General features: G+C 44.4%; 15 protein-coding genes. 6 read left to right on the top strand and 9 right to left on the bottom strand.

Going from position 1 to position 25913, the window contains the following annotated elements:
• Both F6K37_RS08515 and F6K37_RS08520 read right to left on the bottom strand, forming a co-directional pair.
• On the bottom strand, nt 1-2441 hold a 2441-nt coding region (locus tag F6K37_RS08515; protein WP_287249512.1), incomplete at its 3' end, for a tetratricopeptide repeat protein.
• 1200 nt (nt 2442-3641) lie between these two features.
• Nucleotides 3642-4529 carry a DUF4351 domain-containing protein gene (locus F6K37_RS08520; protein ID WP_008179796.1) on the bottom strand — a complete coding sequence of 296 codons (888 nt, stop codon included), beginning with the start codon at nt 4527-4529 and terminating at the stop codon, nt 3642-3644.
• Nucleotides 4530-4997: 468 nt separating this feature from the next.
• Here F6K37_RS08520 and F6K37_RS08525 point away from each other — a divergent pair, with 468 nt between their 5' ends.
• Nucleotides 4998-5198: a hypothetical protein gene (locus tag F6K37_RS08525; protein ID WP_008179798.1), complete on the top strand. Its 201-nt coding sequence runs from the start codon at nt 4998-5000 to the stop codon at nt 5196-5198.
• Between the two features lie 393 nt (nt 5199-5591).
• Here the strand turns inward: F6K37_RS08525 and F6K37_RS08530 are convergent, their stop codons facing one another.
• From F6K37_RS08530 to F6K37_RS08540, 3 genes are all read right to left on the bottom strand, one after another.
• A complete protein-coding gene (locus F6K37_RS08530) occupies nt 5592-7976 on the bottom strand; it encodes a tetratricopeptide repeat protein (protein ID WP_287249516.1) in 2385 nt (794 codons plus the stop codon).
• 172 nt (nt 7977-8148) lie between these two features.
• A complete protein-coding gene (locus F6K37_RS08535; protein ID WP_008179803.1) occupies nt 8149-9363 on the bottom strand; it encodes a glycosyltransferase in 1215 nt (404 codons plus the stop codon).
• A gap of 1168 nt (nt 9364-10531) precedes the next feature.
• On the bottom strand, nt 10532-11761 hold the full coding sequence (locus F6K37_RS08540) for a glycosyltransferase family 4 protein (RefSeq protein WP_287249530.1): 1230 nt from the start codon (nt 11759-11761) through the stop codon (nt 10532-10534).
• Nucleotides 11762-12002: 241 nt separating this feature from the next.
• On the opposite strand from F6K37_RS08540, the gene F6K37_RS08545 reads away from it, so the two are divergent.
• The 3 genes from F6K37_RS08545 to F6K37_RS08555 all read left to right on the top strand — a co-directional run bounded on the left by F6K37_RS08545 (nt 12003) and on the right by F6K37_RS08555 (nt 14598).
• A complete protein-coding gene (locus tag F6K37_RS08545; protein ID WP_287249519.1) occupies nt 12003-12962 on the top strand; it encodes a glycosyltransferase family 2 protein in 960 nt (319 codons plus the stop codon).
• A gap of 276 nt (nt 12963-13238) precedes the next feature.
• The gene (locus tag F6K37_RS08550; RefSeq protein WP_131827057.1) at nt 13239-13454 is read left to right on the top strand and encodes a hypothetical protein; all 216 of its coding nucleotides are present in this window, start codon (nt 13239-13241) and stop codon (nt 13452-13454) included.
• A 427-nt stretch (nt 13455-13881) separates the two neighbouring features.
• A complete protein-coding gene (locus F6K37_RS08555) occupies nt 13882-14598 on the top strand; it encodes a biliverdin-producing heme oxygenase (protein WP_008179810.1) in 717 nt (238 codons plus the stop codon).
• 328 nt (nt 14599-14926) lie between these two features.
• Here F6K37_RS08555 and F6K37_RS08560 read toward each other — a convergent pair whose 3' ends face one another.
• Together F6K37_RS08560 and mfd are read right to left on the bottom strand one after the other, a co-directional pair.
• Nucleotides 14927-15283 (bottom strand): Mo-dependent nitrogenase C-terminal domain-containing protein, encoded by a 357-nt coding sequence (locus F6K37_RS08560; RefSeq protein ID WP_008179812.1) that lies wholly within the window; start codon nt 15281-15283, stop codon nt 14927-14929.
• 1574 nt (nt 15284-16857) lie between these two features.
• Nucleotides 16858-20745, bottom strand: a complete 3888-nt coding sequence (gene mfd, locus F6K37_RS08565; protein WP_287249523.1) for a transcription-repair coupling factor — start codon at nt 20743-20745, stop codon at nt 16858-16860.
• Between the two features lie 477 nt (nt 20746-21222).
• Between mfd and F6K37_RS08570 the strand changes: the two genes are divergently transcribed.
• Nucleotides 21223-22179: a GGDEF domain-containing response regulator gene (locus F6K37_RS08570; protein WP_008179817.1), complete on the top strand. Its 957-nt coding sequence runs from the start codon at nt 21223-21225 to the stop codon at nt 22177-22179.
• Here F6K37_RS08570 and menD read toward each other — a convergent pair.
• Both menD and F6K37_RS08580 read right to left on the bottom strand, forming a co-directional pair.
• Nucleotides 22169-24331: a 2-succinyl-5-enolpyruvyl-6-hydroxy-3-cyclohexene-1-carboxylic-acid synthase gene (menD, locus tag F6K37_RS45430; protein ID WP_287249526.1), complete on the bottom strand. Its 2163-nt coding sequence runs from the start codon at nt 24329-24331 to the stop codon at nt 22169-22171. The two genes, F6K37_RS08570 and menD, sit on opposite strands and share 11 nt — an antisense overlap.
• Nucleotides 24332-24400: 69 nt before the next feature.
• Nucleotides 24401-25624 carry an RNA-guided endonuclease InsQ/TnpB family protein gene (locus F6K37_RS08580; protein WP_044492296.1) on the bottom strand — a complete coding sequence of 408 codons (1224 nt, stop codon included), beginning with the start codon at nt 25622-25624 and terminating at the stop codon, nt 24401-24403.
• 45 nt (nt 25625-25669) lie between these two features.
• On the opposite strand from F6K37_RS08580, the gene F6K37_RS08585 reads away from it, so the two are divergent.
• Nucleotides 25670-25913 (top strand): hypothetical protein (locus F6K37_RS08585; RefSeq protein ID WP_287249528.1); only part of this gene is annotated, 244 nt, incomplete at its 3' end.

The raw sequence follows: 25913 nt of genomic DNA on the forward strand, positions 1-25913 counted from the left end.
CGATCCATCAGAATTTTAGGGTTACCTTCTCTCTGCTTACTGGTAATCGGTAAGGCATGAAGGGGGAATAAATGTAAAAACCGATGGGGGATTAAAATTAAGCGATCGCATTTTTCGGGAATTTGCTGAATTATGTGATCAATGGATAGAATATCAGCCAACTCATGTAGGCGGTTACTCAGGTCATTTGGGAGCATCCCATTTTTGCGCATAACACTTTCAATTATGCTTTGAAACCCTAGTCTTCTCGTTACTTTGAGGCATGGATTTGCTAAATTGGCATGCTCCCGGTCATTTTGCCAATTATAATTATCTTTATTGATTCTATAAGCTTTGTAATCTCGTAAATACTTATTTGTCCAATTTACCAGTTTTTTGAAGTCTTGTGGTTCAGATTGCCAAACTATAGGTTTTTGAGTTTGACCGCTAAAGATGAAGGTGAGCAGCTTATCCCCTGTAATGTAAAACTCTACAATAGCAGTGTTGTGATCCAGCTTCTGCTGAAATTGCTCAAACTTAAACCTAGAACCGATAGGTAAATTGTGGTCTTGTAAATCATTGCGCTGCTGTCGCAACTGTTGGATATGTTGTGCTAGGACTTTTGGATTGTCAGCTTTACCCTGTTGGATTTGCTCCTGACCTGCCGCTATTTCATCTCTGTATTGTTGTAGTTGAGTAGCAACATCTACAGGAAAAATAGTTTTCAGGTCACGGCTGAGAATCTTTTCCACTAAATTGCGGGTTTTGCTCCGTTCCACATAGTCAATGGCTGCGGTGATATTAGTTAAGTCTAGGCAAGTTTCTACCATGCCTCGGTAGCTTCGGTTGTTCTTTTCAGCTAGTTTAGTCTTGTATTCTTCTTCTCCAGAACCAGAAATAATTTCATCTCGCAGGAATTCTACAGTTTTAATAACACTATCAAAAGCATTGTAAGCTTCAGGGAACTTTTGAGCATCTTGGTAAGCACGACCGAGATTGTATTGAGTCGATGCCCATTCATAGGGAAAAGCTTCACGGGTGCGAACGGCTAAAGCGGATTGGTAGCAAGCGATCGCATCTTCTAGGTTTTGTGCTTTTTGACCTGTGATTCTGTCAGAGTAAGCACTACCGAGATTGTTTTGAGTCATTGCCCAATAAACAGGAAAAGCTTCACGGGTGTGTACTTCTAAAACCAATTGGTAGTAAGCGATGGCCTGTTCTAGGTTTTGTGCTTTTTGACCTGTGATTCTGTTTGAGTAAGCATTACCGAGATTGTGTTGAGTCATTGCCCAATAAACAGGAAAAGCTTCACGGGTGCGAACTTCTAAAGCCAATTGGTAGTAAGCGATGGCCTGTTCTTGGTTTTGTGCCTTCTGACCTGTGATTCTGTTTGAGTAAGCATTACCGAGATTATATTGCGTCATTGCCCATTTTTCAGGAAAAGCTTGACGGGTGCGAACTTCTAAAGCCAATTGGTAGCAAACGATCGCTCGTTCTATGTTTTGTTCTTTCTGACCTGTGATTCTTTCTAAGTAAGCATTACCGAGACTGTTTTGAGTCATTGCCCATTTTTCAGGAAAAGCTTCACGGGTGCGAACTTCTAAAGCCAATTGGTAGCAAGCGATGGCCTGTTCTTGGTTTTGTGCCTTCTGACCTGTGATTCTTTTAGAGTAAGCATTACCGAGACTGTTTTGAGTCATTGCCCATTTTTCAGGAAAAGCTTCACGGGTGCGAACTTCTAAAGCCAATTGGTAGCAAGCGATGGCCTGTTCTTGGTTTTGTGCCTTCTGACCTGTGATTCTTTTAGAGTAAGCATTACCGAGATTGGTTTGAGTCATTGCCCATTTTTCAGGAAAAGCTTCACGGGTATAAACGTCTTTTACCAATTGGTAACAAGCGATCGCTTCTTCTAGGTTTTGTGCTTTATCCCCTGTGATTCTGTTACGGTAAGCTTCACCGAGATTGTTTTGAGTCATTGCCCATTTTTCAGGAAAAGCTTCACGGGTATAAACGTCTTTTGCCAATTGGTAGCAAGCGATAGCTTCTTCTAGGTTTTGTTCTTTCTGACCTGTGATTCTGTAAAAGTAAGCATTACCGAGATTGTATTGAGTCAAAGCCCAATCTTGGGGCCAAGCCTCGCGAGTGAAAACAGTTAGTGCGACTTCATAGCCAGTGATTCCAATTTCCATATTGCTGGCTTTGTCACCCAAGGTAAATTGTAGTATTAGTGTGCTGAATTTAAAAATATCTACGGCTATATATTCCGGTTCATCTGCTTTCGCTTCCGCCAGCCTAGTTGTTACCAAAACCCGAAATTTTTTTAAAATATCATTAATTTTGTCTGTATTTTTTGCCAGTAATGGGTAAACTACCTGCTCATCACCATTACTGTCTGCGGTTGCTTGTAGTACCTGAAATAGAAAGTCGAGTTGGGCATGAAATGTATTGTCAGCCATTGCCATCAACTGCTCTACAATAGTTATTCAAAAAATAGACTTATTTAAAGCACCCTGGATTTATCAATCTTCATATAAAACCTCATAGATTATAGCATTTCTAAGAAGTCAGAAGTCTGAAGTTAGAAGTCAGAAGTTAGAAGTAGAGTGGGCATCCTGCCCGCCCGTCTATTCCATATCAGTAGAGTCGGCATCCTGCCCACAGCTCTATTCCATATTCAGTAGAGTGGGCATCCTGCCCGCAGCTCTATTCCATCTCAGTAGAGTCGGCATCCTGCCCGCAGCTCTATTCCATCTCAGTAGAGTCGGCATCCTGCCCGCCCGTGTGATCAATATCAGTAGAGTGGGCATCCTGCCCGCCCGTCTATTCCATCTCAGTAGAGTGGGCATCCTGCCCGCAGCTCTATTCCATCTCAGTAGAGTCGGCATCCTGCCCGCCCGTCTATTCAATATCAGTAGAGTCGGCATCCTGCCCGCAGCTCTATTCAATATCAGTAGAGTCGGCATCCTGCCCGCCCGTCTATTCCATCTCAGTAGAGTGGGCATCCTGCCCGCAGCTCTATTCCATCTCAGTAGAGTGGGCATCCTGCCCGCAGCTCTATTCCATCTCAGTAGGGAGCAGGGAAGAGGTTTGTTCACGAGGCTCTGAGGCTCAACCACGAGACTCAAATACTCAACGTTGAGACTCTCAGACTCGTCCACGATATTCAAATACTCGACCACGATATTCAAATACTCAACCACGAGACTCTGAGACTCGTCCACGATATTCAAATACTCGACCACGAGACTCAAATACTCAACGTTGAGACTCTGATATTCGTTCACGAGGCTCTGAGACTCAACCACGGTATTCAAATACTCACGGTCGAAGTTCAGATACTCGTCCACAAGGTCCAGATACTCAAGGTTTATATTCAAATACTCAAGGGAGAGGTTCAGAAGCCACTCGATCAGGTCTTGATAGCATGGCTTTTGAATGCAACACCTAACTGGATGTTACTTATTTGTTATAGCACTACCCATTAAAGTTAAGACATTGATACAAGCTGAAAAAGGTGCGACCCGTAGCGAATGAAATTCTTAATGGTAAGAGCGCACCTATTTTTTAGTAAACTTTTAGGTGCGACCCAAGGGCGATTTACTCGCCCATTGGAAAGCGCACCTTTGCCTCTTGCCTCTTGCCTCTTGCCCTTGCGCGTAGCGCTATAACTGGTTCAACCAATTGGTCAAATCCACTTCCGTTTCAAAATCTAACAACGCTTCTCCTAAATCCTCCAACTGTTCAAAGGATAATTCCTCAATTTGATTTTGTACTTGGGGATTGATTTCACCTAGGCGACGGTTAAGTAGACGCTTAATTAAATTCAGCTCATTGCGCTTTCCTTGTTTTAATCCTTGTTTTAATCCTTGTTCTAATCCCTGTTCTAATCCTTGCTCTAATCCCTGTTCTAATCCTTGGCGAATAATTCGTTGATAAACGACTGACTCTTGCATCATATCCTCCCGAAAATAGGCTTGAATTAACTGTTCATCAAATTTCACCCCAGCCAACAGTTGCACGCAAGCAGATAAATTACGCTGCTGTTGTCTATCTTCAATCATATCGATTCTGGCTGCTACTTGGGATAGCAGGTTTTCTGGCACTTCCGCTTGTGCTAATACTGCCAAGGGTAGTAACCCCGGTGTTGTTAGTAACGGTTGTGGATCACATTCCCAAATCCGAATCACCCGGTAGCGGAAGGATAGGTTCCTCTCGGTAAATTGATTCACAAATACTCCGGCTAATCGGGTTGGTTTGAGAAAAATTATTACCTGTTCAATATCACAGCGATACTGACGATATAACCTTACCCAATAATCCAGCATCCGCAGGGGTAACGGAGGTTCAGATTGGGGTAAGGTTTGAAATTCAAGATGCAAGATAGCATCAGCAACTCGCACAAAAAACAAGGCATCTGCCCGAATTGGTTCTGTGCTTAATTCGGTGTTTAGAATTTCGATATCCTCTGCTGGTTCTTGGTTAAACAACCAACGGGTAAAGGCTTGAGGATATTGTTCAACTAAATATTTTAGGGTACTGTCGTAAGTCATTAGACATCTGAAGGAACTAAGTAAATTCTGGTGAACTAATCGAAAAGAGGGTTAAGAGCCACAAATTCGACGACTCGAACCTATCCCAAATCATCTTCAATAAAGCCATGGGAAGGTCTGTCGGAAATATTGGCCACTTAACTAACTCTTGAAATTCCCAGTAAACCCCGACAATCATTAACGGTAGCTCGGGTGATAAAAACCAGGTAAAATGATTGCTATTGTTGGTTAATATAATTAATATTATCACATTTTAGCCATATTATTGCTCAAAATATTAACTAAAAATTAAGTAAAATAAGTTAATATTTGTCTACAATTAACGTTAGATTATGCTTTGTCAAGCCTATGCAATAGCTTTTTTATACAAACCCTAAAACTTCCCAAAAAAACTTTTAAAAAACCTTGACAAATTAAATATATAATTATTATAATAATCATTGTAAATCCAAGTTGATTTTTTTCACAATGTCAGAAAAATTTACTCGCAATTTCAAGAAACAACCGACTCAGCACACTCTCAAAGGTACTCGTGAATCAGTAATTTATAGTATGCAAATGTTTTATTCCCTAGGCTATGCCGAAATCGCGGAGTGGACCCCTCTAGAACCGACCGATATTCCAGGAGAAGTAATTACTACTATGACCAAGTATTGGTTATTGCCATAACACCTTAACTTTCTGGGGGGGTTTCCCCCCCTTGGCCTTGGGTTTAGGAAATTTCTGACATATGTGATTGACATAGCCGTGGATAGTATTTCTACGGCTATTTTTTTGGCGTTCCTGAATAATAGAATGATTTTATAGCAGTCGCCAGGGCAGTTAGGACATGACAAAAGTCTCAAACCTAAGTAAGCGCAAGAGTTTGACTTCTGACTTCTGACTTCTGACTTCTGACTTCTGCTATAAGAGTAGGTGCGCGCCTCCAAGGGCGCGAGGGATTGCTCGGGCCCTTGGGTCGCACCTGTAGAATGGGCATCTTGCCCGTTCGAGATCTGGTAGAGCGGGCAGGATGCCAACTCTACTGCTATTCATTACTTGACTGACGCAACGCCAATTTTATTATTCAAAACGCTGATGCTTGGGTGACCAACGCTTAAAGCTATAGTTATTCGGTTCATCAATGACTATAGCCGCAGGACCGCCATCCCCTAAATCCGCGATCGCAGTCATGGAAGTGCTGGAATCTTGGGAAAATTCGCTGTAGAGTAAAGCTCCTGTGTCAGAAAAAATCATGGTGCGGGGTTTGTAGATAGTAGTTGCCCTATCTGTATCTATCCCGTCATTATTACTATCCGAGAGACCAACGTCGGTAGATTCTGAGGTAACTGATATTTCTTGATATAAGGTTATGACCGCTTCTGGCTGGTTGTTGCCAGTCAGCTCGATCGGTCTAACTGACCAATGCCCAATCTCCTGAAGCATCATTGGTAAACTAGGAAGCGGTCCTGGCGAGAACTGACCACTGTTGATTAACTCCTGCCAGAGTACTGGCAGCATGGCTGACACCGACTCGGGGTTAAGGTGGTAGAGTGCTGACAAAGTGATCGCACTTGGGTCTAACCAGCGCAGTCCCGTATCGGTGTGTGCTAGCAGGTGCTGATTAGAGCCATCAACAGCTAGGGCTTCACTAGGGAATTTCCCACCTGCTGCCAACAGCTTAATCATCCCTTCCTGGTAGGAAACCCCCTTGACCGTAGCTGTAGTTGATTGCTGGATACCATTCTCACTCCAAAGGCTAATCCGAATCTGGGGGTCAACGTCTAAGCCCAAATATCGCCACAATCGCTTTCCCTTGGTCAAAGTGGGCAGCCGTAAATCAGAAAAGGGCATCCACCGCCAACCCTGACCATCGTGAAATGCTTTTACCTGTACTTGATACCAAACTTCCTCGGGGTTTTTTTGTAGAGTGACGGAGACAGATGGACAAGGGGACAGGGGTGAAACTGCTATACTCTCTTCCTCTGCTACAGAAACCAATTCAGTACTTTCCTGTTGCCTTTGGCAGTGCTGTTCTCCTATTCCCCCATGTCCATCTTCCGGTTGCAACCAATCCGTTGCGTTGACAGTTTGAATTATTTCTGAATTGCCAACCAGTTGACTGAAGTGCCTGACAATAGCTGGAACTGGGTTTAAGGCATTTTCCATATGGTTGAGGAGTTGGTAAACCTGGGGATTAGTTTGGGGTAATTCCTTCACCCATGCGATCGCTTTTTGAGGGTCTTCCTGGGCTGCCAAAATCAACCCTCCCCAAGCTTGTACATTGCTGTCATCAGGATTGACCTCTAGTGCTGCTTCCACCCGCTGCCACAATCCCCCAGAATCGCTCTTTAGCATGGTGATAATATCCCCCAACTGAGCACCATCCACTGCCGTCTGAAACACTGTTTTTGCCTCCCCCCAGCGACCATCCAGGAGATAGGCAAAGATAGCGGCACTGGCACTTGCCCAAATTTGATTTGCCTGAGACTCGGTGACCTGAGCGTGCAGTTTAACCAAATCCATTTGGGCTTGAGCCTCTGCTGACCAGTGTTTTGGTTTCTGTTGGTTCAACCATTGCCAAGCATCAGACCACAAACCATGACGGGCTAGGCTTAAACCATTGCGATAGAGTTTAGTATCTATCGCTGTTTGGGTCAGGGAAATTTCCTCTAGATAAATCGGGTTGGGAACAAAAGACCGAGGTTGAATTTGGTAAACCTTGAACTGGGGTTCCAAGCCTACAGTATGATTAACCACTAATTCTGGACTAGCACCACCGGTCACTTCCTGCCAATAGGGAGGACCTTCATTAGGGCTTGTCCACTCCAACATCATACTCAGGTGTGTCTGGTCTGGATTGTAGTGAATAATTTGTCCATAGCTCTCTGGTGTATTTTCTGAGACCACGTTACCCGAGAGGTTGAACCAAAACCCTTCCTCTAGAGCTTGTTCATCGAAACGATCGAGTTTGGTTAAAGGTAGTGAACGGGAGACACTAGCATCATCCGATCCTGTGTTCACTTGGGTAGACAGCACAAAATATTCGACCGGGGCAGTGATAGGCAGCTGACTAACTAGCTGATAATACTGCTGTTCGCTGTTGCTTTGTTCAAGGGGCTGATAGACTCTGAGTTCCACGATCTGGTCACAATTACTTTGGCATGATGGTGGTGATGCCAAAATCGGTAGCAGCAACTCAGAGTGAAGGGCAAGGGGTGTGCTCGCCGTTAGTCCATTTTCACGAATCTCCCCTTGAATTTGGGCAAATGTCTTGGCAGATGAGGGAACAATCTGGGGGATACGAGCCCAACTCGGCAAAATGTGATTGATCCATACAATCGAATCAGGATCAATTATTAACATAACCGCCACCCAGATACTACCGGCAATGATACCGCTAGTGGTGATTAAGGCAGCGATCGCGCCCAAGGTTGTTAACCAACCACCTCTACTAGACTTTTGCACTGATGTTTTAATGGTTTATCTTTCCAGTTTTTTCCTAGTTTGAAAAAAATCTTGGGGGCAATAGATAGATAGTAATTAGCCAAATAGTACAGATTTTTGGACTTAAAGGCTAATTTTCCATGTCTTTGTCATTCCCCCTTGCTCAATCTAAAACAAGTGCACCCTAAACCCTTCAATCTGTGATTACCTGCTCATACAGCTCACCAGCACGTTCCCAAGTATATTTCTGTTCAATATACGCTCGCCCATTTTCCGACAGTTGCTTACGGAGCTGGCGGTCTTCAAATAACCGACTAATGCCATAAACATATTCTGTTGTATCATTTGCTCGCAATGCCCGCAAAGGGACATCCCCGCCATCAACTATCAAGCCCTCCAAACCGCGATCGCTTCCCACGACCGGTACTCCTGCTGCCATCGCTTCCAGAGTTTTATTTTTTACGCCAAATCCACTTTGCATTGGCACCACAAATATGGTTGCCTTATGAAGGTGGTCTACTAAAGAAGGCACCGTGCCAGTTACACTAATCCCTGGTATATCTTCTAACTCTAGCACCGCCTGCACCGGTTTGGGTCCGACTAATTCTAGCTTGGTATCAGCATAGCGCTCTGTAATTGCTGGGAACACGTCTAGGCTAAAATAACGAGCTGCTTTGATGTTTAGTGGGTTATCCATCGCCCCAGTAAATACTAATCTGTGTCCACCAGGATCAGAGATGCGCCGGGGAAATGTATTAACATCAACCCCATTAGAAATCAATGTAATTTTACTGTCTAGCTCAAATGATTCTATTTGCCGTCTATCTTCTGCTGTTGTGACTACAATGTCTGTAAACTTAGCACAATATTGCTCTTCATAGCGACGTAATAGGGGCAAATTCAACTGGTCTTTCAGCTGATTGTCTGATGTTTTGGTTTCCAGCTTGTCCAGAGATTTCCGGTATACAGAATGATGAATATTCACCACAGTTCGCAGCTGCTCCCGCCACTCTGGTCGCACATAAATCTCATTGGTACTGTGTTCACAGGTAATCAGGTCAAATTGTCCCCCCTCTACAGCCTGATCCAGCCATTGCTGCATTGGAGTTGAGTAGAGTTGGAGTACTTTCTGGGGGGTTCCCTGTTGCAAAATGGTACTCCAGCGCTGTAATTTCTCCTTTATGCCTTTCTCTTGTTCTGATGGCTGCGGTTGGGGAAACATCACCAGTTCTTCCACCCACTGCTGCAATTTTTCTACCTCGATGTCCTTGATCTCCTCAGAACGTTGAGTAACCAAGGTTATAGCATGACGCTTACTCAGGTACTTGAGTAAATTAAACGTCCTGACCTGAGTTGCCCCCCGCGTTGGCGGATAGGGAAAGGTTGTGGAGATCATTAGAATCTTCATAGGACGTTACTACTTTGAGCAATAAGTGACCACAAGGAAAGGACAGGCAATAATTCATGCTTATAGCAGTCGCCAGCGATGCAGCGCGGTCTTGGGGAGGCAGCGCGGTCTTGGGGAGGCAGCGCGGTCTTGGGGGTTCCCCCCATGAGCGACTGCCGTGGTCCCCCCCATGAGCGACTGCCGTGGTTTCCCCCATGAGCGACTGCATCAAGACAGGGCAGTTAGGACATGACAAAAGTCTCAAACCCTTTGTAAGCGCAAGAGTTTGACTTCTGACAAATGACTTGTGACTTCTGACTTCTGCTATATCTCACTTTTTACATGAGTTAAGGATTAATTTATTTATACTTTTTGAAAAAAATCTAAACTTTTATTAACATTTCGTAATTTTAATTTACTCCAACTTCTTATTGTATAAAATACGTGATAATCGATATTGCCAAGGTTGGGGTTTTTGATAATTCTGATTACTGCAGAGTAATTCCCGATTACCTATTACCCAAAACCCAAAAAACAACGACAAATAACACTACCGAAAAAATCGGACAGTATAAATGTATTATATCTTCATTCCAATACATTTATACTAATTGTGAATTTTCCTCTAGAAAATATAGTTAAAAATTCAAATTTCCCGATTTACCAAACACCAGGTATCCTAATCTCTCTATGACTTCCAGTCACAGTGATTTATAGGGGTTTGCCACCGTTATAGCAGAAGTCAAAAGTCAGAAGTCATTTGTCAGAAGTCAAACTCTTGCGCTTACAAAGGGTTTGAGACTTTTGTCATGTCCTAACTGCCCTGGCGACTGCTATACGGAGTTTCCCTACTCTCGGAGGTTTTAGCTGTCCGGCAAAAGAAGCCCCACACCTATGCTACGCATTAGGTGTGGGATGAATTTTGCACAGGGTATTATAAAATTGCTATAATATATGTACTGATAAACAAAGCCGAAAATGCTGGTTTGTCAGCCACTTACGTGCCTAAAAAATAGAACTCATTGTATTGTTCCGGTGCGGAGGGGCATCCCGTGTCGTTAATAAAGCTTACCGAGTATCCGAACGCGCCCCGCGTCGGCGAAAGCCGATAGTGATGGCTGGAGTTGGTAAGAAGCCCACACTGTAATCTTCGATTCAGTGTGGGAGTATGTCACATGAACAGATTTCACTAACCCCTAACCACTGACTGAGTTAAGGCTTGTTCGTAGCATTGACCAGCCCGATCCCAGGTGTATTCATTCTCGATCAATGAACGCGCGTTTTGAGACAACTTTGCTCGCAGCTGTGGGTCTTCAAACAAACGAGTGATGGCACTAAGATACTCATTAACATGATTTGCCCGCAATGCTCGCAGGGGTGTATTGGCACCATCAACCGCCAGTCCCTCCAAACCGCGATCGCTTCCCACTACAGGTACCCCAGCCGCCATTGCTTCCAGGGTCTTGTTTTTAATGCCAAAGCCAGTCCGCATCGGTACCACACAGATAGTTGCTTGATGGAGATACTCTACCATTGATGGCACACGACCGGTGACCGTAATTCCCGACAATTCTGCCAACGACCACACCGCAGGGACTGGTCTTGCTCCTACCAGGTCCAGCTTAGCATCTCGATAGCGTTCTTTAATGGCTGGAAATACCTCCAAGCTGAAAAAGCTTACAGCATCAATGTTGGCTCGGTTATCCATAGCTCCAATAAACACTATGCGATGTCCCCCTGGGTCAGCAGTGCGTTGGGGAAATTGAGTCAAATCTACACCATTGGGAATCACCACAATATTAACCGATGGCTTGTAGACAGCTATCTGGCTTTTATCCTCCGGTGTTGTGACCACAAGGCCAGTAAATTTGGCACAGTATCGTTCCTCATAGCGGCGCAACAGGGGTAAATTTAACTGGTCTCTGAGCTGATTTTCCGAGGTTCCTGTTTCCAACTGGTTACGGAACGTACCATACACAGAACTGTGAATATTCACCACCGTTCCCAGCTGCTGTCGCCATTCCGGTCGTACATATATTTCATTTACACTATGTTCACAGGTAATAATGTCAAACCTTCCAGCCGCCACAGCTTCATCCACCCATTGCTGAATGTCCGGGGAGTAGAGATGTAGCACACTGGGGGGGATGCCTTGGCGTAAAAAATTACTAAATCGCTTTACTTTGCCCCAGATTCCTCCTGAGGGATCACAAGGCTTTGGTTGGGGGAAAACCACCAATTCATCTACCCATTTCCCTAGTTTTTCCACTTCCTGATCCGTGACATCTTCTGAACGTTGAGTAATCATGGTGATATCATGACTTAACTTAAGATGTTTTAGTAAATTAAATGTCCGAACCTGAGTTCCTCCCCTAGTGGGGGGATAAGGAAAGGTGGCAGATAGCATGAGAATTTTCATCATATCTTCAGGTTAGGTAAGAAAGCGATGCAGCGCGGTCTTGGGGGTTCCCACGGGGCTTACAAGGTGCGGACGCAGGTTCCGCACACAGCCCCTCCCCATGAGCGACTGCATCAAGACATTGCTATAAGTCATATCTAGTTCGTTGTAACCGGACTTGATATCAGGTATCCAAGAGGATAATTTAATGTCAAAGAACCAATGAATTGAGTGGCTTGATAGTTTCATCTATAACAATACAATGATTCAACGAGTCCCCAAGGTGAGTGTGTGTATTCCTACATTCAATCGCGTGAATTTACTTCCTTATGCGATTGACAGTGTTATTAAACAAACGTATCAAGACTGGGAATTAATTGTCTGTGATGATGGTTCAACTGATGACACTCCTGAGTTAATGTCCCAGTATCAGGATAGCCGAATTAACTACATCCGTCACCCCAAAAATATTGGCAAAAGTAATAATATGCGCTCTGGATTTGATGCCGCATTGGGGGAATATTTTATTAAATTTGATGATGATGACCGGCTGACACCTGAATTTTTATCCAAAACAACGGCTATTTTAGAGCTAGACCATAGTCTTGATTTTGTTGGGACAGATCATTGGGTAATTAATATTAATAATACTAGGGATGAATCAGCTACAAAATTCAACTCTCAGAGGTGGGGAAGAACTAATTTAATCGAAGGTATTGTTGATAATTTAATTGAGGTTGTTTTTATTCAGCAGAGCTTTCAAATTGGCGCTACATTATTTCGAATGCAGGCGTTTAAAGACTTGGAATTTATGCGTCATAATATCCAAAATTGTGAAGATAATGATTTATTTGTTCGGCTGGCTATTGCGGGAAAGAAAGCCTATTATTTACCCGAATTATTAATGGAATATCGATTCCATGCCCAACAGCAAGGGATTAGTCGAGCAATTCCGTATTTAAAGGATAAACTGCATTATCTAGAAAGTTATAACTTTGAGTCAGAAATGTTGGAGACAGTTAGGCGATCGCGCCTGACGGAAACTAAGCTACTACTAGGATTGCGGCTGATTGAAATTGGACAAACATCAACCGGACGTGAATTAGTTTGGTCAGGAAAAGCTTGCTCCCCCTCAAAAGCTTGGGTTGCTTTGGTGTTGTCCCTATTGCCAGAAGGGTGGCGTTCTCAGGCGTTTAGTGTGTTGCGTCAATTCAAGGAATAGACTCTCTGGGAATTCGGGGCTAGAAAAAATCTGATTAAACTGCCAAGGCATTGGCAGCCTCACCATGGTGAAACAAATTTCCACTCTCTTGGTGCCCGTTCCCTTGGCGAGGTTCCCTTACGCCTTGTCGCACCCCCTTTCACAAGACTGCTTGTAAGCATATGCGCTACGCGCACGCTACGCGAACAGCAGTCAGCAGTCAGGCGTCAGCTTATTTTATTCAAAGCACCTCAAGTAGCGATGCAGTCAGCCAAAGGGGAGGCAGAGGTGCGACCCGTGGCGAATTTAATTCGCCTACGGAAAACGCACCATTACGGTCTTGGGGAGGCAGAGGTGCGACCCGTGGCGAATTTAATTACGGGTCAAGCGCACCATTACGGTCTTGGGGAGACAGTGCCGACCTGCGGGGGTTCCCCCCATGAGCAACTGCCGTGGTTTTGGGTCTGTAGACCCAAAACCACTCGCTTTTGGATCAAGACAGCGTGCCCGTAGCGCATAAACACCTCAAGTAGCGTGGCCACAGCCCAATCGCTGAGAGCTCTGAGCTCTCAGCTGATGGCTGATGGCTGATGGCTGAGAGCTGATGGCTGACGACTGCCTAAGTATTTTTACTTAAATAATCCTGGTGTCTTGCTAGTTTCTAGAGTTTTTTGGATGGTTGCGACAGTTGAGCCTTTGAATCTAGCATACAACTTCTCCCTTCCCCCCTCTGTGTACTGATCAAACCGTTGCTAAACTGATCAGTTTCAGGATCTATGAACTTGCTCTCTGACCGTGGGGGAGATAGAATCTCGGCTTGACGTAAGAATTCTTAACAAAATTTTTCATTAAATCAGTTTACTCTAATAATTTGGAAAGATATTCGCTTGTCTGTAAGTAGTAATACAAATACCGTCAACTTTAGGAACAAAAATAAAGAATGAGTACCAATTTAGCCACCAAGTTACGTGAGGGGACAAAAAAATCCCATACCATGGCAGAGAATGTGGGTTTTGTCAAGTGCTTTTTGAAAGGAACCGTTGAAAAAACCTCCTACCGGAAATTAGTATCCAACCTTTACTTCGTCTATTCCACGATGGAAGAAGAGATGGAGCGCCATCGGGAACACCCCATTGTTTCAAAAATCTACTTCCAAGAGCTTGATCGGAAAAAGAGCCTAGAGCAAGACCTATGCTATTACTTCGGTTCTAACTGGCAACAGCAAGTAGTACCCTCAGTGGCCACTAAAGAGTATGTCCAAAGAATTAAAGATATCTCTGAGAAGGAACCAGAACTATTGGTTGCTCACTCCTACACCCGCTATTTAGGGGACTTATCTGGTGGACAGATTCTCAAAAAGATTGCCCAGCGGGGGATGAATTTATCAGATGGGCAAGGTACTGCTTTTTATGAATTCAAGCAAATCTCTGATGAGAAGGGATTCAAAGCCACGTATCGGCAAGCCATGGATGAGCTACCCATTGATGATGCCACAGCGGATCGGATTGTGGAAGAAGCTAATGCTGCGTTTGGCATGAATATGAAGATGTTCCAGGAACTAGAGGGTAATCTGATTAAAGCCATTGGTATAATGCTATACAACACCCTGACCCGTCGTCGCGTTCGTGGCAGCACAGAACTGGCTACAGCTGAGTAAGCTTATTGCACAAACTGCGATTAGCACCAAAGATGGGTGGCGACTAATCACCTTAACTAGAAATCAAGGCGATTAGCTTTCGTCTCCTGTGATTAGTTATTAGTAGTTAGTAGTTTTGAGGTAAGCATTCAGCCTATCGCTATCAGCGATTAGCTTATGCGCTAGGTTGAATGCTTACGTTTTGAGTACTAACTACTAAGCACCGATAGCAGAATTAATTACCTAGTCCCAATCTCTGTAACCCTGACATTGTAAGCCTTTGAGTTTTGTGAAATGTGTAATCAACTTTGTGTATTTGCTTAGCCGAAACAGAGAAGGTATACCCCTCTCAAGCGTAAAATTCAATATCCTCTCCACACTGATCCACTAGGTAACACAGAGCCCGAAAACGTAGGCTAGCTAATTGCTCGTAGAGAGGGTTGAGCTTACATAGGGGAGGGATGTGTAGTACTAAGTGACCGAAAAGTTTTAAATCCCGCTCAAAGGGACATTGACCAGGAATAATTTTGGAGAGGAATCTAGCTAGGGTTTGATCTGTAATTTCTATTTGATCCAGCCATCGGCGCACAGGTTTTAGTAAATCAACACGTTTGTTGGGCAGTGGATCACGCGGAGTTAGACTGGTATTGAGATCAGCTACCTGTGAGAGGGATGGATTGGTACTTTGCTTGTTAGTTCTGAACATGGCTATACATCTCTAAATTTAATCAATAAAGTCCTCAGCTAAGGCATTCCTATAGGTGCCCTTGACCTTGGCGAATTAAATTCGCCACGGGTCGCACCTGTGGAATGGCTTTTGCAGAGTTCTAATTAAGTAGGTAGACATCAAGTAATCAAACACGATTACTATTGAGCTGTATTGCCATATTGGCGGTAATTTATAAAAATTTATATAGCTATAATTCATAGCATGTCCGGTCGCCTAGGTATTGTAAAGCTTGTGTAATTAGTAATAGGTAATTGGGATTACTCCCGAGTTATTACCTATTACCACAAATAACAACTATAAACACTACCAAAACAACCGGACATGAGCTCAATTGTTACCACTTAACTTATTAGGTAAGCTTTCATCATTCAGCATTCAGCTATCAGCCATTCTTAATCAGCTTTCAGCTCAAAGCCATAATAAATAAGCTTCTTGAACGCGCACGCGTGGCCTTTTGGCCAGGGTTTTCCATTCTTAAAAAGCTGATATATTACCTTATTTCAAGCATAAAAATACAATGGAAAAGTTTGGTAAAGGTTAAAAGAAGAAAGACCAATCAAACTATGAAATTTTGATAAAACTAATTGGTTGACTGTTGGCTGTTGCTGGTGAACACTCAACAGCCAACATCTTATGACACTACCAAAACAACTGCACAGGAGCTCAAGTGTTACCACTTAACTGATGAGCTAAGACTTCAGCATTCAGACTTGGCTAAAAGCCACGCTACTTGAGGTGTTATCAGCCATTCTTAATCAGCTTTCAGCTCAAAGCCATAATAAATAAGCTTCTTGAACGCGCACGCGTGGCCTTTTGGCCAGGGTTTTCCACTCTTAAAAAGCTGACATTACCCTGGGTAAGCTCATCTAAATTTGTATCAAAAACTACAGATAAAGGTTTAAAGATGGTATTATAATTATAATTTAATTTTAATTAATGTTAACAAACTGCCTATATTCTCAATAATCCTGTTATTTCTTCTGTGATTTGAGAAAGCTGGAAATTTTAATTGCGATTCGACATTACCGACGCGGGGCGCGTGCCCGACGACTTCTTTTTTTCTTGCTCAAAGTAAGCCAAGATATTGGACTCGATAGGACTAATATACTGGTTTTTACCGACGCTTTTACCAACTTCAATGAAAATAGGTTAACTGCTTATTTTCAGTTACAATTTATACTAAATTCTATGAGCTGACCATCACAGCTTACCTGATTTCAAGGACAAAAATACACAACAAAGGTTTGGTAAAGTTTTAAAGAAGAAAGACCAATCAAACTATGAATTTTTGATAAAACTAATTGGTTGATTGTTGACTTTTGCTGGTGAACACTCAACAGCCATCATCTTATATGATCTCATACCAAGTTGCGCTCAAACGTACAACTTTCTCTTCCCCCAATCTTCCCATCTCCCCATCTCCGGATCTACTATCTTTGAATGCAACTCGGTATCAGGATAATTACCCTTAATAAAAACCTCCCCCATCTCCCCATCTCCCCATCTCCCCACACTCCCCAGTTACCAATTACTGATTAGGGAGTGTGGGATTAGGAATTAGGGATTGGGGATTGGGGTAACCCAACCACAGTCGGTTCTGGCAGTGCGCCTTGCATCTTGCCTAACCAGTCAATCAGGCTCTCTAGCTGTTTATTCGTCTTGAGCAGACCTAAACCACGAACCGTAACTTTACCAGGAGAATAGACAAAACGCGATCGCAAATGTTGGGGCAGGTTCTCTTGCAGTAACTTCCAGGCTGGTTCCTCCATGGGTGTTTCTAGGAGAATGTGTTGTTTACCCTCAGGTCGAATTCGGGAAAATCCCAAAGACTTCCCTAACTGTTTTAGCTCCATCACCCGCAGTAATTGCTCTGCCACGGAGGGAATTGGACCATAGCGATCGCTCCAATCTGCTGCGATCTGTGCTAACTCCTTTTGGGAGGCTGCTGCAGCTACTCCTCGATAAGCACTGATTTTTTGGTCTATATCTGGAATATAGTCAGCGGGAATAAAGGCTGTAATCTGAAGGTCAATCTGAGTATCATCTACTTGGGGAATTTCTTGCCCTTGAATTTCCTTAATCGCTTCTTGCAGCATTTCCATGTAGAGGTCAAAGCCAATGGCTTCCATCTGACCGGATTGTTCTACACCTAGGAGATTCCCCACCCCTCGAATTTCCATATCCCGGGTTGCTAACAGATAACCTGACCCGAGTTGAGTGAACTCCTGAATTGCTCGTAAGCGTTTCTTGGCTGCTTCTGAGAGTACCTTCTGGTTAGGATAAAGTAACCAAGCGTGGGCTTGAATCCCCGCCCGACCTACTCGTCCTCGCAATTGGTAGAGTTGGGCAAGACCAAATTTGTGAGCATCTTCGATCACAATGGTGTTGACTCTAGGAATATCTAGCCCAGATTCAATAATCGTAGTACACACTAGGATATCTGCCTCACCGTTGCTAAAGGTGAGCATAATTGACTCTAATTCTGCTGGGTCGAGCTGACCGTGAGCAATGGCGATTCTGGCCTCAAGGATCATTTCCCTGAGTTCCGCAGCAACTTCTTCAATCCCTTCAACGCGAGGTACGACATAGAATACCTGACCGCCTCGGTCAAGTTCCATACGAATGGCGGTGCGGACAGCTTCTGGTTTATAGGGAGATAAGTGGGTTTTAATGGGACGCCGTAAGGGTGGTGGTGTAGTAATTAAACTCATTTCTCGTACCCCCGATAAGGACATATAGAGGGTACGGGGAATGGGAGTAGCGCTGAGGGTCAATACATCTACCTGAGTTTTGAAAGATTTAATTTTTTCCTTCTGGTTGACACCAAACCGCTGTTCTTCATCTATCACCAGCAGCCCTAACTCTCGAAACGTTACACTTTTCCCTAGCAACTGATGGGTACCTACCACCACATCTAACTCCCCAGTTTTAAGGCGTTGAAGAATATCACGCTTTTCCTGGGGGCTACGAAAGCGGTTGAGTAGACCGACATTGATGGGGTAGGGAGAAAACCGTTCTTTGATGGTATGATAATGCTGCTGAGTAAGGATAGTGGTTGGGGCAAGGAAAGCTACTTGCTTGTTAGAGGTCACAGCTTTAAAAATAGCCCGAATTGCCACTTCTGTTTTACCAAACCCCACATCCCCACAAACTAAGCGATCCATAGGGCGATCGCTCTCTAAATCCCGTTTCACATCCTGTATCGCCTTGAGTTGGTCAGGAGTAGGTTGGTAGGGGAAAGAATCTTCTAATTCCTGCTGCCAAGGGGAATCCGCTGGAAAGCAATAACCAGACTGCTGTGCTCGCTGGGCATAGAGCTTCAGCAAATCCACCGCTACTTTCTTAATACTTTTACGGACACGATTTTTGGTTTTCTCCCAGGTTTTACCAGACATCTTGTGGAGTTGAGGCAAACCCGTACCTGTATGTCGAAACCGAGATAGTACTCCCAACTGATCCGCTGCCACCCGGAGCAAACCATCAGCGTACTTGATCACCAAATACTCACGAGTTTCATTATTTATGCTTAATTTTTCCAGCTTGAGGAACTGACCGATCCCATGATTCTTGTGAACCACATAATCCCCTGGACGTAGCTTATTGGGGTCAACCTGTTGGGAGGCAGCACGGCGGCGCTTACGGATATAACTGGGAGTTGCCAAGGTATGCTGCCCAAAGAACTCCCGGTCAGTCACAACCACGATGCGGTAAGTAGGGAGGATAAATCCCTCTAGTTCGGCTAAGCCCGAATACTTGACCGCTACCGCTGTCCTCTGGATATTTAATTTTTCAATAGCTGGGTAATCCCGAGGGTTGGGGACAAACTGGGCAGGACAATCATGTTCTTGGAGCAGGGCAACGGAACGACTAGGTTGGGCAGAAACCAGCCAAATAGAGAAACGGCGATCGCTCTGCTCTCGGAGTACTTCTGCTAGTTTGGCAAACTGGTGGGGTGTTACTGGTACAGAGCGGCTAGCCAGATTAACGGCATTTTGGGTAGTTTCTTCCACCAATTCTGATAAATACAGGATTGGTGGAAGGTTAGTAGGTTGTTCGCGTAGCGTGGCCTTTTGGCCAAGGTTGGCTGGTGGAAGGTTAGTAGGTTGTTCGCGTAGCGTGGCCTTTTGGCCAAGGTTGGCTGGTTGAAGGTGATTAGATTGTTCGCGTAACGTGGCCTTTTGGCCAAGGTTCGAACCTTCAACCTGAAACTGGTTAACCTTCAACGGTGGTGAACCTTCAACCTGAAACTGGTTAACCTTCAACGGTGGTGAACCTTCAACCTGAAACTGGTTAACCTTCAACGGTGGTGAACCTTCAACCTGAAACTGGTTAACATTCAACGGTGGTGAACCTTCAACCTGAAACTGGTTAACCTTCAACTCTAGAGCATGATCAAAATAACGATGGAGACAGGGCAGGGAATGATTCAGTTCCTCTAATTGTTCTTCGGCATGTTCCACCCAGCGATCGCAATGGGCAGCACACTGTTCTGGTTCATCAATGACAATTAAAGTATTTTCTGGCAGGTAATCTAGTAGAGAGGCTGGCTGGTCAAAGGCAATACCCAAGAAACGGCGGCTACCCTCTAAAGACTGACCTTCCTCGAAAGATTCTTGCTCCTGAGGTGAGAGATAAGATTGGATTAGTTCAGCCTTTGAGGTTCTCAGCACTTGGCTAATAATGTGACCAAAATCCGTGGGGGTCAGCACGATGCCGTCAATTTTATCCAGGGAACGCTGGGTTGCGGGGTCAAACTCCCGCAACTGCTCTAACTCATCCCCGAACCATTCCAGTCGCACTGGCAATTCTAAGGCTACCGGGAAAACATCTACAATATCACCCCGCCGACTCCACTGACCTTCTGTTTCCACTAGGGGAACCCGTTCATAACCCAGCTGTGCCAACTTTTGATCAAGGTTTTTGCCATCCCAAGTCATGCCCTGGTTAAGGGTAAGGCAGTAGGGCTTAAAGGCATCGACAGGGGGCAAGTGGGGTTGGAGTGCTGCTTGAGTGGCAACAATAGCCATCCCATGAGTTGAACGTTGAACCAATGAAGGTTGTAAGTCCGAACTTTCAACTGGCAACCTGTCAACCTTCAACCTTTCGACCAAATCTGCCAATACTTGCATTTGTCCCCAGGTCATTTCCGACTCTGGGTCAAAGGGTTCATAGGGGGATGCTTCTGAGGTGGGGTATAAGTGGACTGTATCCCAACCCATGGCTTCCAGTTGGGTTGCCCAGCGACTTGCTTCTTCTAGGGTGCTACAGACTACGAATAGCAGACGTTGGTCTGCCTTGGCCAGGGCTGATGCTACTAATCCCTTTGGCAAACGGGGAATACCATTCAGAGATAGAGACTGTTGGCGATTGAGTTTCGTGAGTAGTTCACTGGTGAGAGGGGACTGCTCTAGTGTCCGAATGATCGAGGAAAGTGCCATTAGTTCAGTGGGTACTTGACAATAGGGCTTCCAGGATAGCTGTTTCTCTCATTTTACTAGGAATAGCAATGCCTGGGGCAAATTGACTGTTGTTGAATAGGTTAACTTATCTCACCACTGGCATTACCACTGGATGCAGGAGTGTTTCCAAGTCCGTCGGTCTACATTAATTTATTAGGACTTACGCAAATACCTCAATTTTAATCTACCTGTAGGGTGGGCAATGTTTTGCCCACCCTACAGGTAGAGTCTGTGCGTAAATCCTGTTTATCTTGAATAAGGCGAAATCCTTTTTAGGTCAAGGATTCGGCTATAACAGTTTCAGGGGTTACGACTTGATTGTTGACTAATCTTTAGAAGATTTAATCCTCTTAGGTTAGATTAAACAGATATTACCGATCAAAATTTCAATTAATTTCTAGCCAAGATAACCAAGAGCTATCGATAAGAAATACATTACTGACTCAAGCAGCAATAATGGATAATACTGACTTGAATAACTTTAATAATAAAACTCCTCAGGTTCTCGTGGTTGATGATGAGAAGATCCTACGCTTGGTGCTACGTCGTAGCTTGACAAAGGAAGGATATAAAGTCATTGAAGCTAGCAACGGTGAGCAATGTCTGAATATCTGTGAGCAAAAATTGCCAGACATTGTGCTGTTAGATGCCAGAATGCCCATACTTGATGGGTTTACCTGCTGTGCTAAATTGAAGGATAACTTTGGTTCCGAATGTCCTCCTATACTAATGATTACAGCACTCTATGATGAGCAATCTGTAGAACGAGCGTTTGAAGCCGGTGCGACGGATTATATAACTAAGCCAATTCACTGGCCAGTTTTGCGACGAAGAGTACGTCGTTTGATTGAATCAAGTTGGACAATGATACAGTTAAAAATCGCCAATAAAGAGTTGGAACGCCTCGCTACTATCGATGGCTTAACCCAAGTTGCCAACCGCCGAGCCTTTGACAAATATTTTAACAACGAATGGTATCGACTGGCACGGGAAGAAAACCCCTTGTCTTTAGTATTGTGTGACATTGATTTTTTTAAGCGTTACAATGACACTTATGGACACCAATCAGGAGATGAGTGTCTTAAACAAGTTGCTCAAATCCTTGGTGAAGCAGCAAAGCGTCCAGGGGATCTGGTGGCTCGCTATGGGGGTGAGGAATTTGTGGTAATTTTGCCGAGTACTGATATACAAGGCGCTATTCAGGTAGCAGAGACAATTGAAACTAAACTCTACAAAAAGGCGATCCCTCATTCTGGTTCTCTGGTGAGTGACATTGTTACCGTCAGCCTGGGGGGTGCCAGTACGATTCCCTCAGTAAAATCATCCCCAGATAATTTATTTTACGAGGCTGATAAAGCACTATATAAGGCAAAAACTGCCGGTAGAAATCGCCTGGTTCATGTTAGTTACTAATGAAAAAATCAGTAGTCATTAGACTTAAAATATTTTGACGCCAACTAGCATCTTTTCTACGGTCAGTAGGCAATTCTAACACTCTAATGCCTTGGCTAGGAAGTGGGTTTAAACCTTGCTTGAGCTGCTGCCATGATTCAATCAGCTGGTGCTCTACTCCATAAGTCAGACACAACTGTGAAAAATTGACATCTTGGGGTGTGGCAAAGAATTCTTCAAAGGGTGGGTCAAATTTGGCAATGGGCAACATCTCGAAAATGCCACCACCATTGTTATTAATTAATATAATGGTTAAATGACCAACAAACTTGTTTTTAATTAGGAAACCATTGCTGTCATGCAAAAATGCTAAGTCACCCGTTAGCATCACACTACTTTGATTACGATGAGCAATACCTAAAGCTGTTGATAAGGTACCATCAATCCCATTAGCGCCTCGATTAAACCAAGGTCGAATCCTCCTGTTACCAGGTTTCCAAAAGAACTCCACATCTCTGACTGGCATGCTGTTAGCAATAAATAGAGGTGTTTTTGGTGGTAGACATTGGGACAGTAACCAAGCCGCTTTCCCTTCAAACAACTGACTCATTTTAGTCATTGTTTGGTCAACCTTTGCCCTGACCTTCGCTTCAGCCTCACACCACTTTTGCAGGTAAGGTTGCAGGTTATCAGGTTGCAGGTTATCAGGTTGCAGGTTATCAGGTTGCAGGTTATCAGGTTGCAGGTTATCAGGTTGCAGGTTATCAGGTTGCAGGTTATCAGGTTGCAGGTTATCAGGTTGCAGGTTATCAGGTTGCAGGTTATCAGGTTGCAGGTTATCAGGTTGGAGGTTATCAGGTTGCAGGTTATCAGGTTGCAGGTTATCAGGTTGCAGGTTATCAGGTTGGAGGTTATCAGGTTGCAGGTTAGAATCGTCAACCTTCAACCTTTCAACCTTCAACCTGTCAACCGTCAACGATGGTGAACCTTCAACCGTCAACCTGTCAACCGTCAACCTGTCAACCGTCAACTTGTCAACCTTCAACTGGTTAACTTTCAACTCCTTTACCCATATCCCCAGTTGTTCTACACTCATCCGCAGATGAGTTGTTTTGCCATGGAGGGGGTCGAGGTTGTGGTGGCTAGGGTCAATCACCCAACGTCGCGGTTGACATTTATCCAACCAAGCACGCAGTTCTTTGCTAATCGGTAGTTCACCAATGTGAATAACCATTGTGGGTTTTAGCTGTTGCGCTAATCGTGGATTACGCAGGATCAAGTCATAGGTGGAAATTAGATTGGGGTTGAGGTCGCAATAGTTTCTTACCGGTGAGAGCCCTTCTGCTAGTACAGGCCATCTTAAGGTTTTGGACAAGGATGCGATCGCATTACAATAGTCTTTGGGATTTTGGGGTTGAGCTGGACCAGCGATAATTATTCCTTGCTGGGATTCTTGCCACTGTTGTATGACTTTCGCGGTTGCAGGTTGCAGGTTGTCAGTTACAGCTTGCAGGTTGTCAGTTACAGCTTGCTGCTGACAGTGAGCAAAGAATTCTTCTGGTTGTAATTGGGATTTTAATGGGTTAGTGGTTGTGTCGGGAATAGGTGGGAGGGGGTCACGAAAGGGTAGATTTAGGTGTACTGGACCAGGGGTAGGAAAATGTGTTAGCGGAGTGCTGCCAAAGGAGGCTCGCTCCCAAGCATGAACTACGGTTTGCCGTAGATAACGGAGCATACTGATATCAGCTTGAGGTACCGCTAGGTTACTTTGCCAGTTGGGATAGTTGCCGTATAATTTGATTTGGTCAATGGTTTGTCCGGAATGACAATCTTGGAGTTCTGGGGGACGGTCAGCAGTCAATACCAATAGTGGTACTCGGCTTTCTCTAGCTTCAATCACAGCGGGATAGAAATTAGCCCCAGCCGTGCCAGAGGTACAAACCAGGACAACTGGTTTGCCCGATTGTCGAGCAATGCCTAAGGCGAAAAAGCTGGCTGAACGTTCATCCAGAACTGGAATCGCCTCAATCTGTGGGTGTTGAGCAAACGCAACAGTTAGAGGGGTTGAGCGTGACCCTGGACAGATGATTGCTGTGGTCAATCCCAAGCGCTGTAGGGTTTCTACCAGGATGGAAGCCCAGAGGCTATTGGTGTTGCGAAAATCAATAGGCATTCAATTATGTTAATCAACATTTAATTCGAATATTGTGAACTACCCCAACCTACTTGGCCTATGGCCACGCTACGCGAATGTAGAGGTTGGGGCTTCCAGCTTCACGGAAGAATGCCTCAACTTGGACGGACGTCCACGTCTTGGTCTTACTTCTTCTCCACTGGCGTTAACCTCCCCCGTCCCAGAGGAGGATAGCATTCTGATACCTTCTGCTCTGATATTATTTGCCGCATTACCATCTCTGTCGTGATGAGTTCCACAACTTGGACAAGTCCAAGCCCTTACATCAAGCGGTAACTCCTTGATTTGATAATGACAATTAGAGCAGGTTTTAGAGCTGGGGAACCACCGGTTTATCTCAACCAATACCTTTCCTTCTTTTTCACACTTATAAGAAAGGAAATTGACAAAGATTCCCCAACCCAGGTCAGATATTGCTTTAGCTAGTTTATGGTTACGAACCATGCCCTTGACATTTAGGTTTTCGACTACCACTACTTGATTCTGATCAACTATTTTTCTGGATAGCTTATGCAGGTAGTCTTGGCGGACATTTCCAATCCGTTCGTATACTTTAGCTACAATTTTTCTGGCTTTTTTTCGCCCGTTACTGCTCTTCTTCTTTCGAGCAGCGATACGTTGCTTTTTGGCTAATTTTTTTTCGTATTTAGCTAGATGCTTGGGATTACCAAATTTAGAGGTCTTTTCGCCGTCGTAGGTGATCGCAAAATCTTTGATGCCCAAATCAATCCCGATAACCTTTCCTTCTGTGGAAGGCTGCCTGTCCTCTGATTCATACTCCATCAGCACAGAAGCATAGTATTTCCCAGACGGAGTCCTGCTGACGGTAACAGTCTTGATTTCTCCATCTAATGGTCGGTGTATTATTGCCTTGACAGTTCCCAGTTTTCCAGGAAACTTAAGGCAATCTCCTACGCGGCATACGCGCTGTGGATATTGGATTGATTGGCGATGATGATATGACTTGAATCTAGGATATTTTGCTCTACCCTCAAAAAAATTTTGATATGCACGGCTAAGATTTAGACTCACAGCTTGCAACACCTGAGAGTAGCAATCTTTTAGCCATTCAGTTTCTTTATCTTTTTTGAGTTTTGGCAACATAGCATTGAGGGCAGCGCGAGACAACCCTTTACCGGTTTCTTTGTAGGTTTCTATGCACTGATTCAATGCATAATTCCACCACCAGCGGGCACAGCCAAAGTGCTGAGCAAGTATATGAACTTGTTCTTGAGTTGGATAGATCCTGACCTTGACTGCTTGATGTCTTATTGCTTTGACCTCATTTATCGACATATGTACCATTATATATATTTTGTGGTACATCGTCAACCCATCGCTAAAAGTTTTTGTTCGCTTAGCGTGGCCTACGGCCAAGGGGCTATCCATCCCCACCCGTCGCAGGGATGGGGAATTTCGCCCCCTCAAACTCCCCTGTTACGGTCGATGCCTGGTATTACCCAGGGCACCTCCGCTTCAGAACTGGACGTGAAACTTTCGCCTCATCCAGCTCCTGAATATCCTCAACCTTTCGGTTTGCCTTTCGGCTTGCTCCAGTGGA

It is taken from the genome of Moorena sp. SIO4E2 (assembly GCF_010671945.1).
In the GTDB taxonomy this organism is placed as follows: Bacteria; Cyanobacteriota; Cyanobacteriia; order Cyanobacteriales; family Coleofasciculaceae; genus Moorena; species Moorena producens.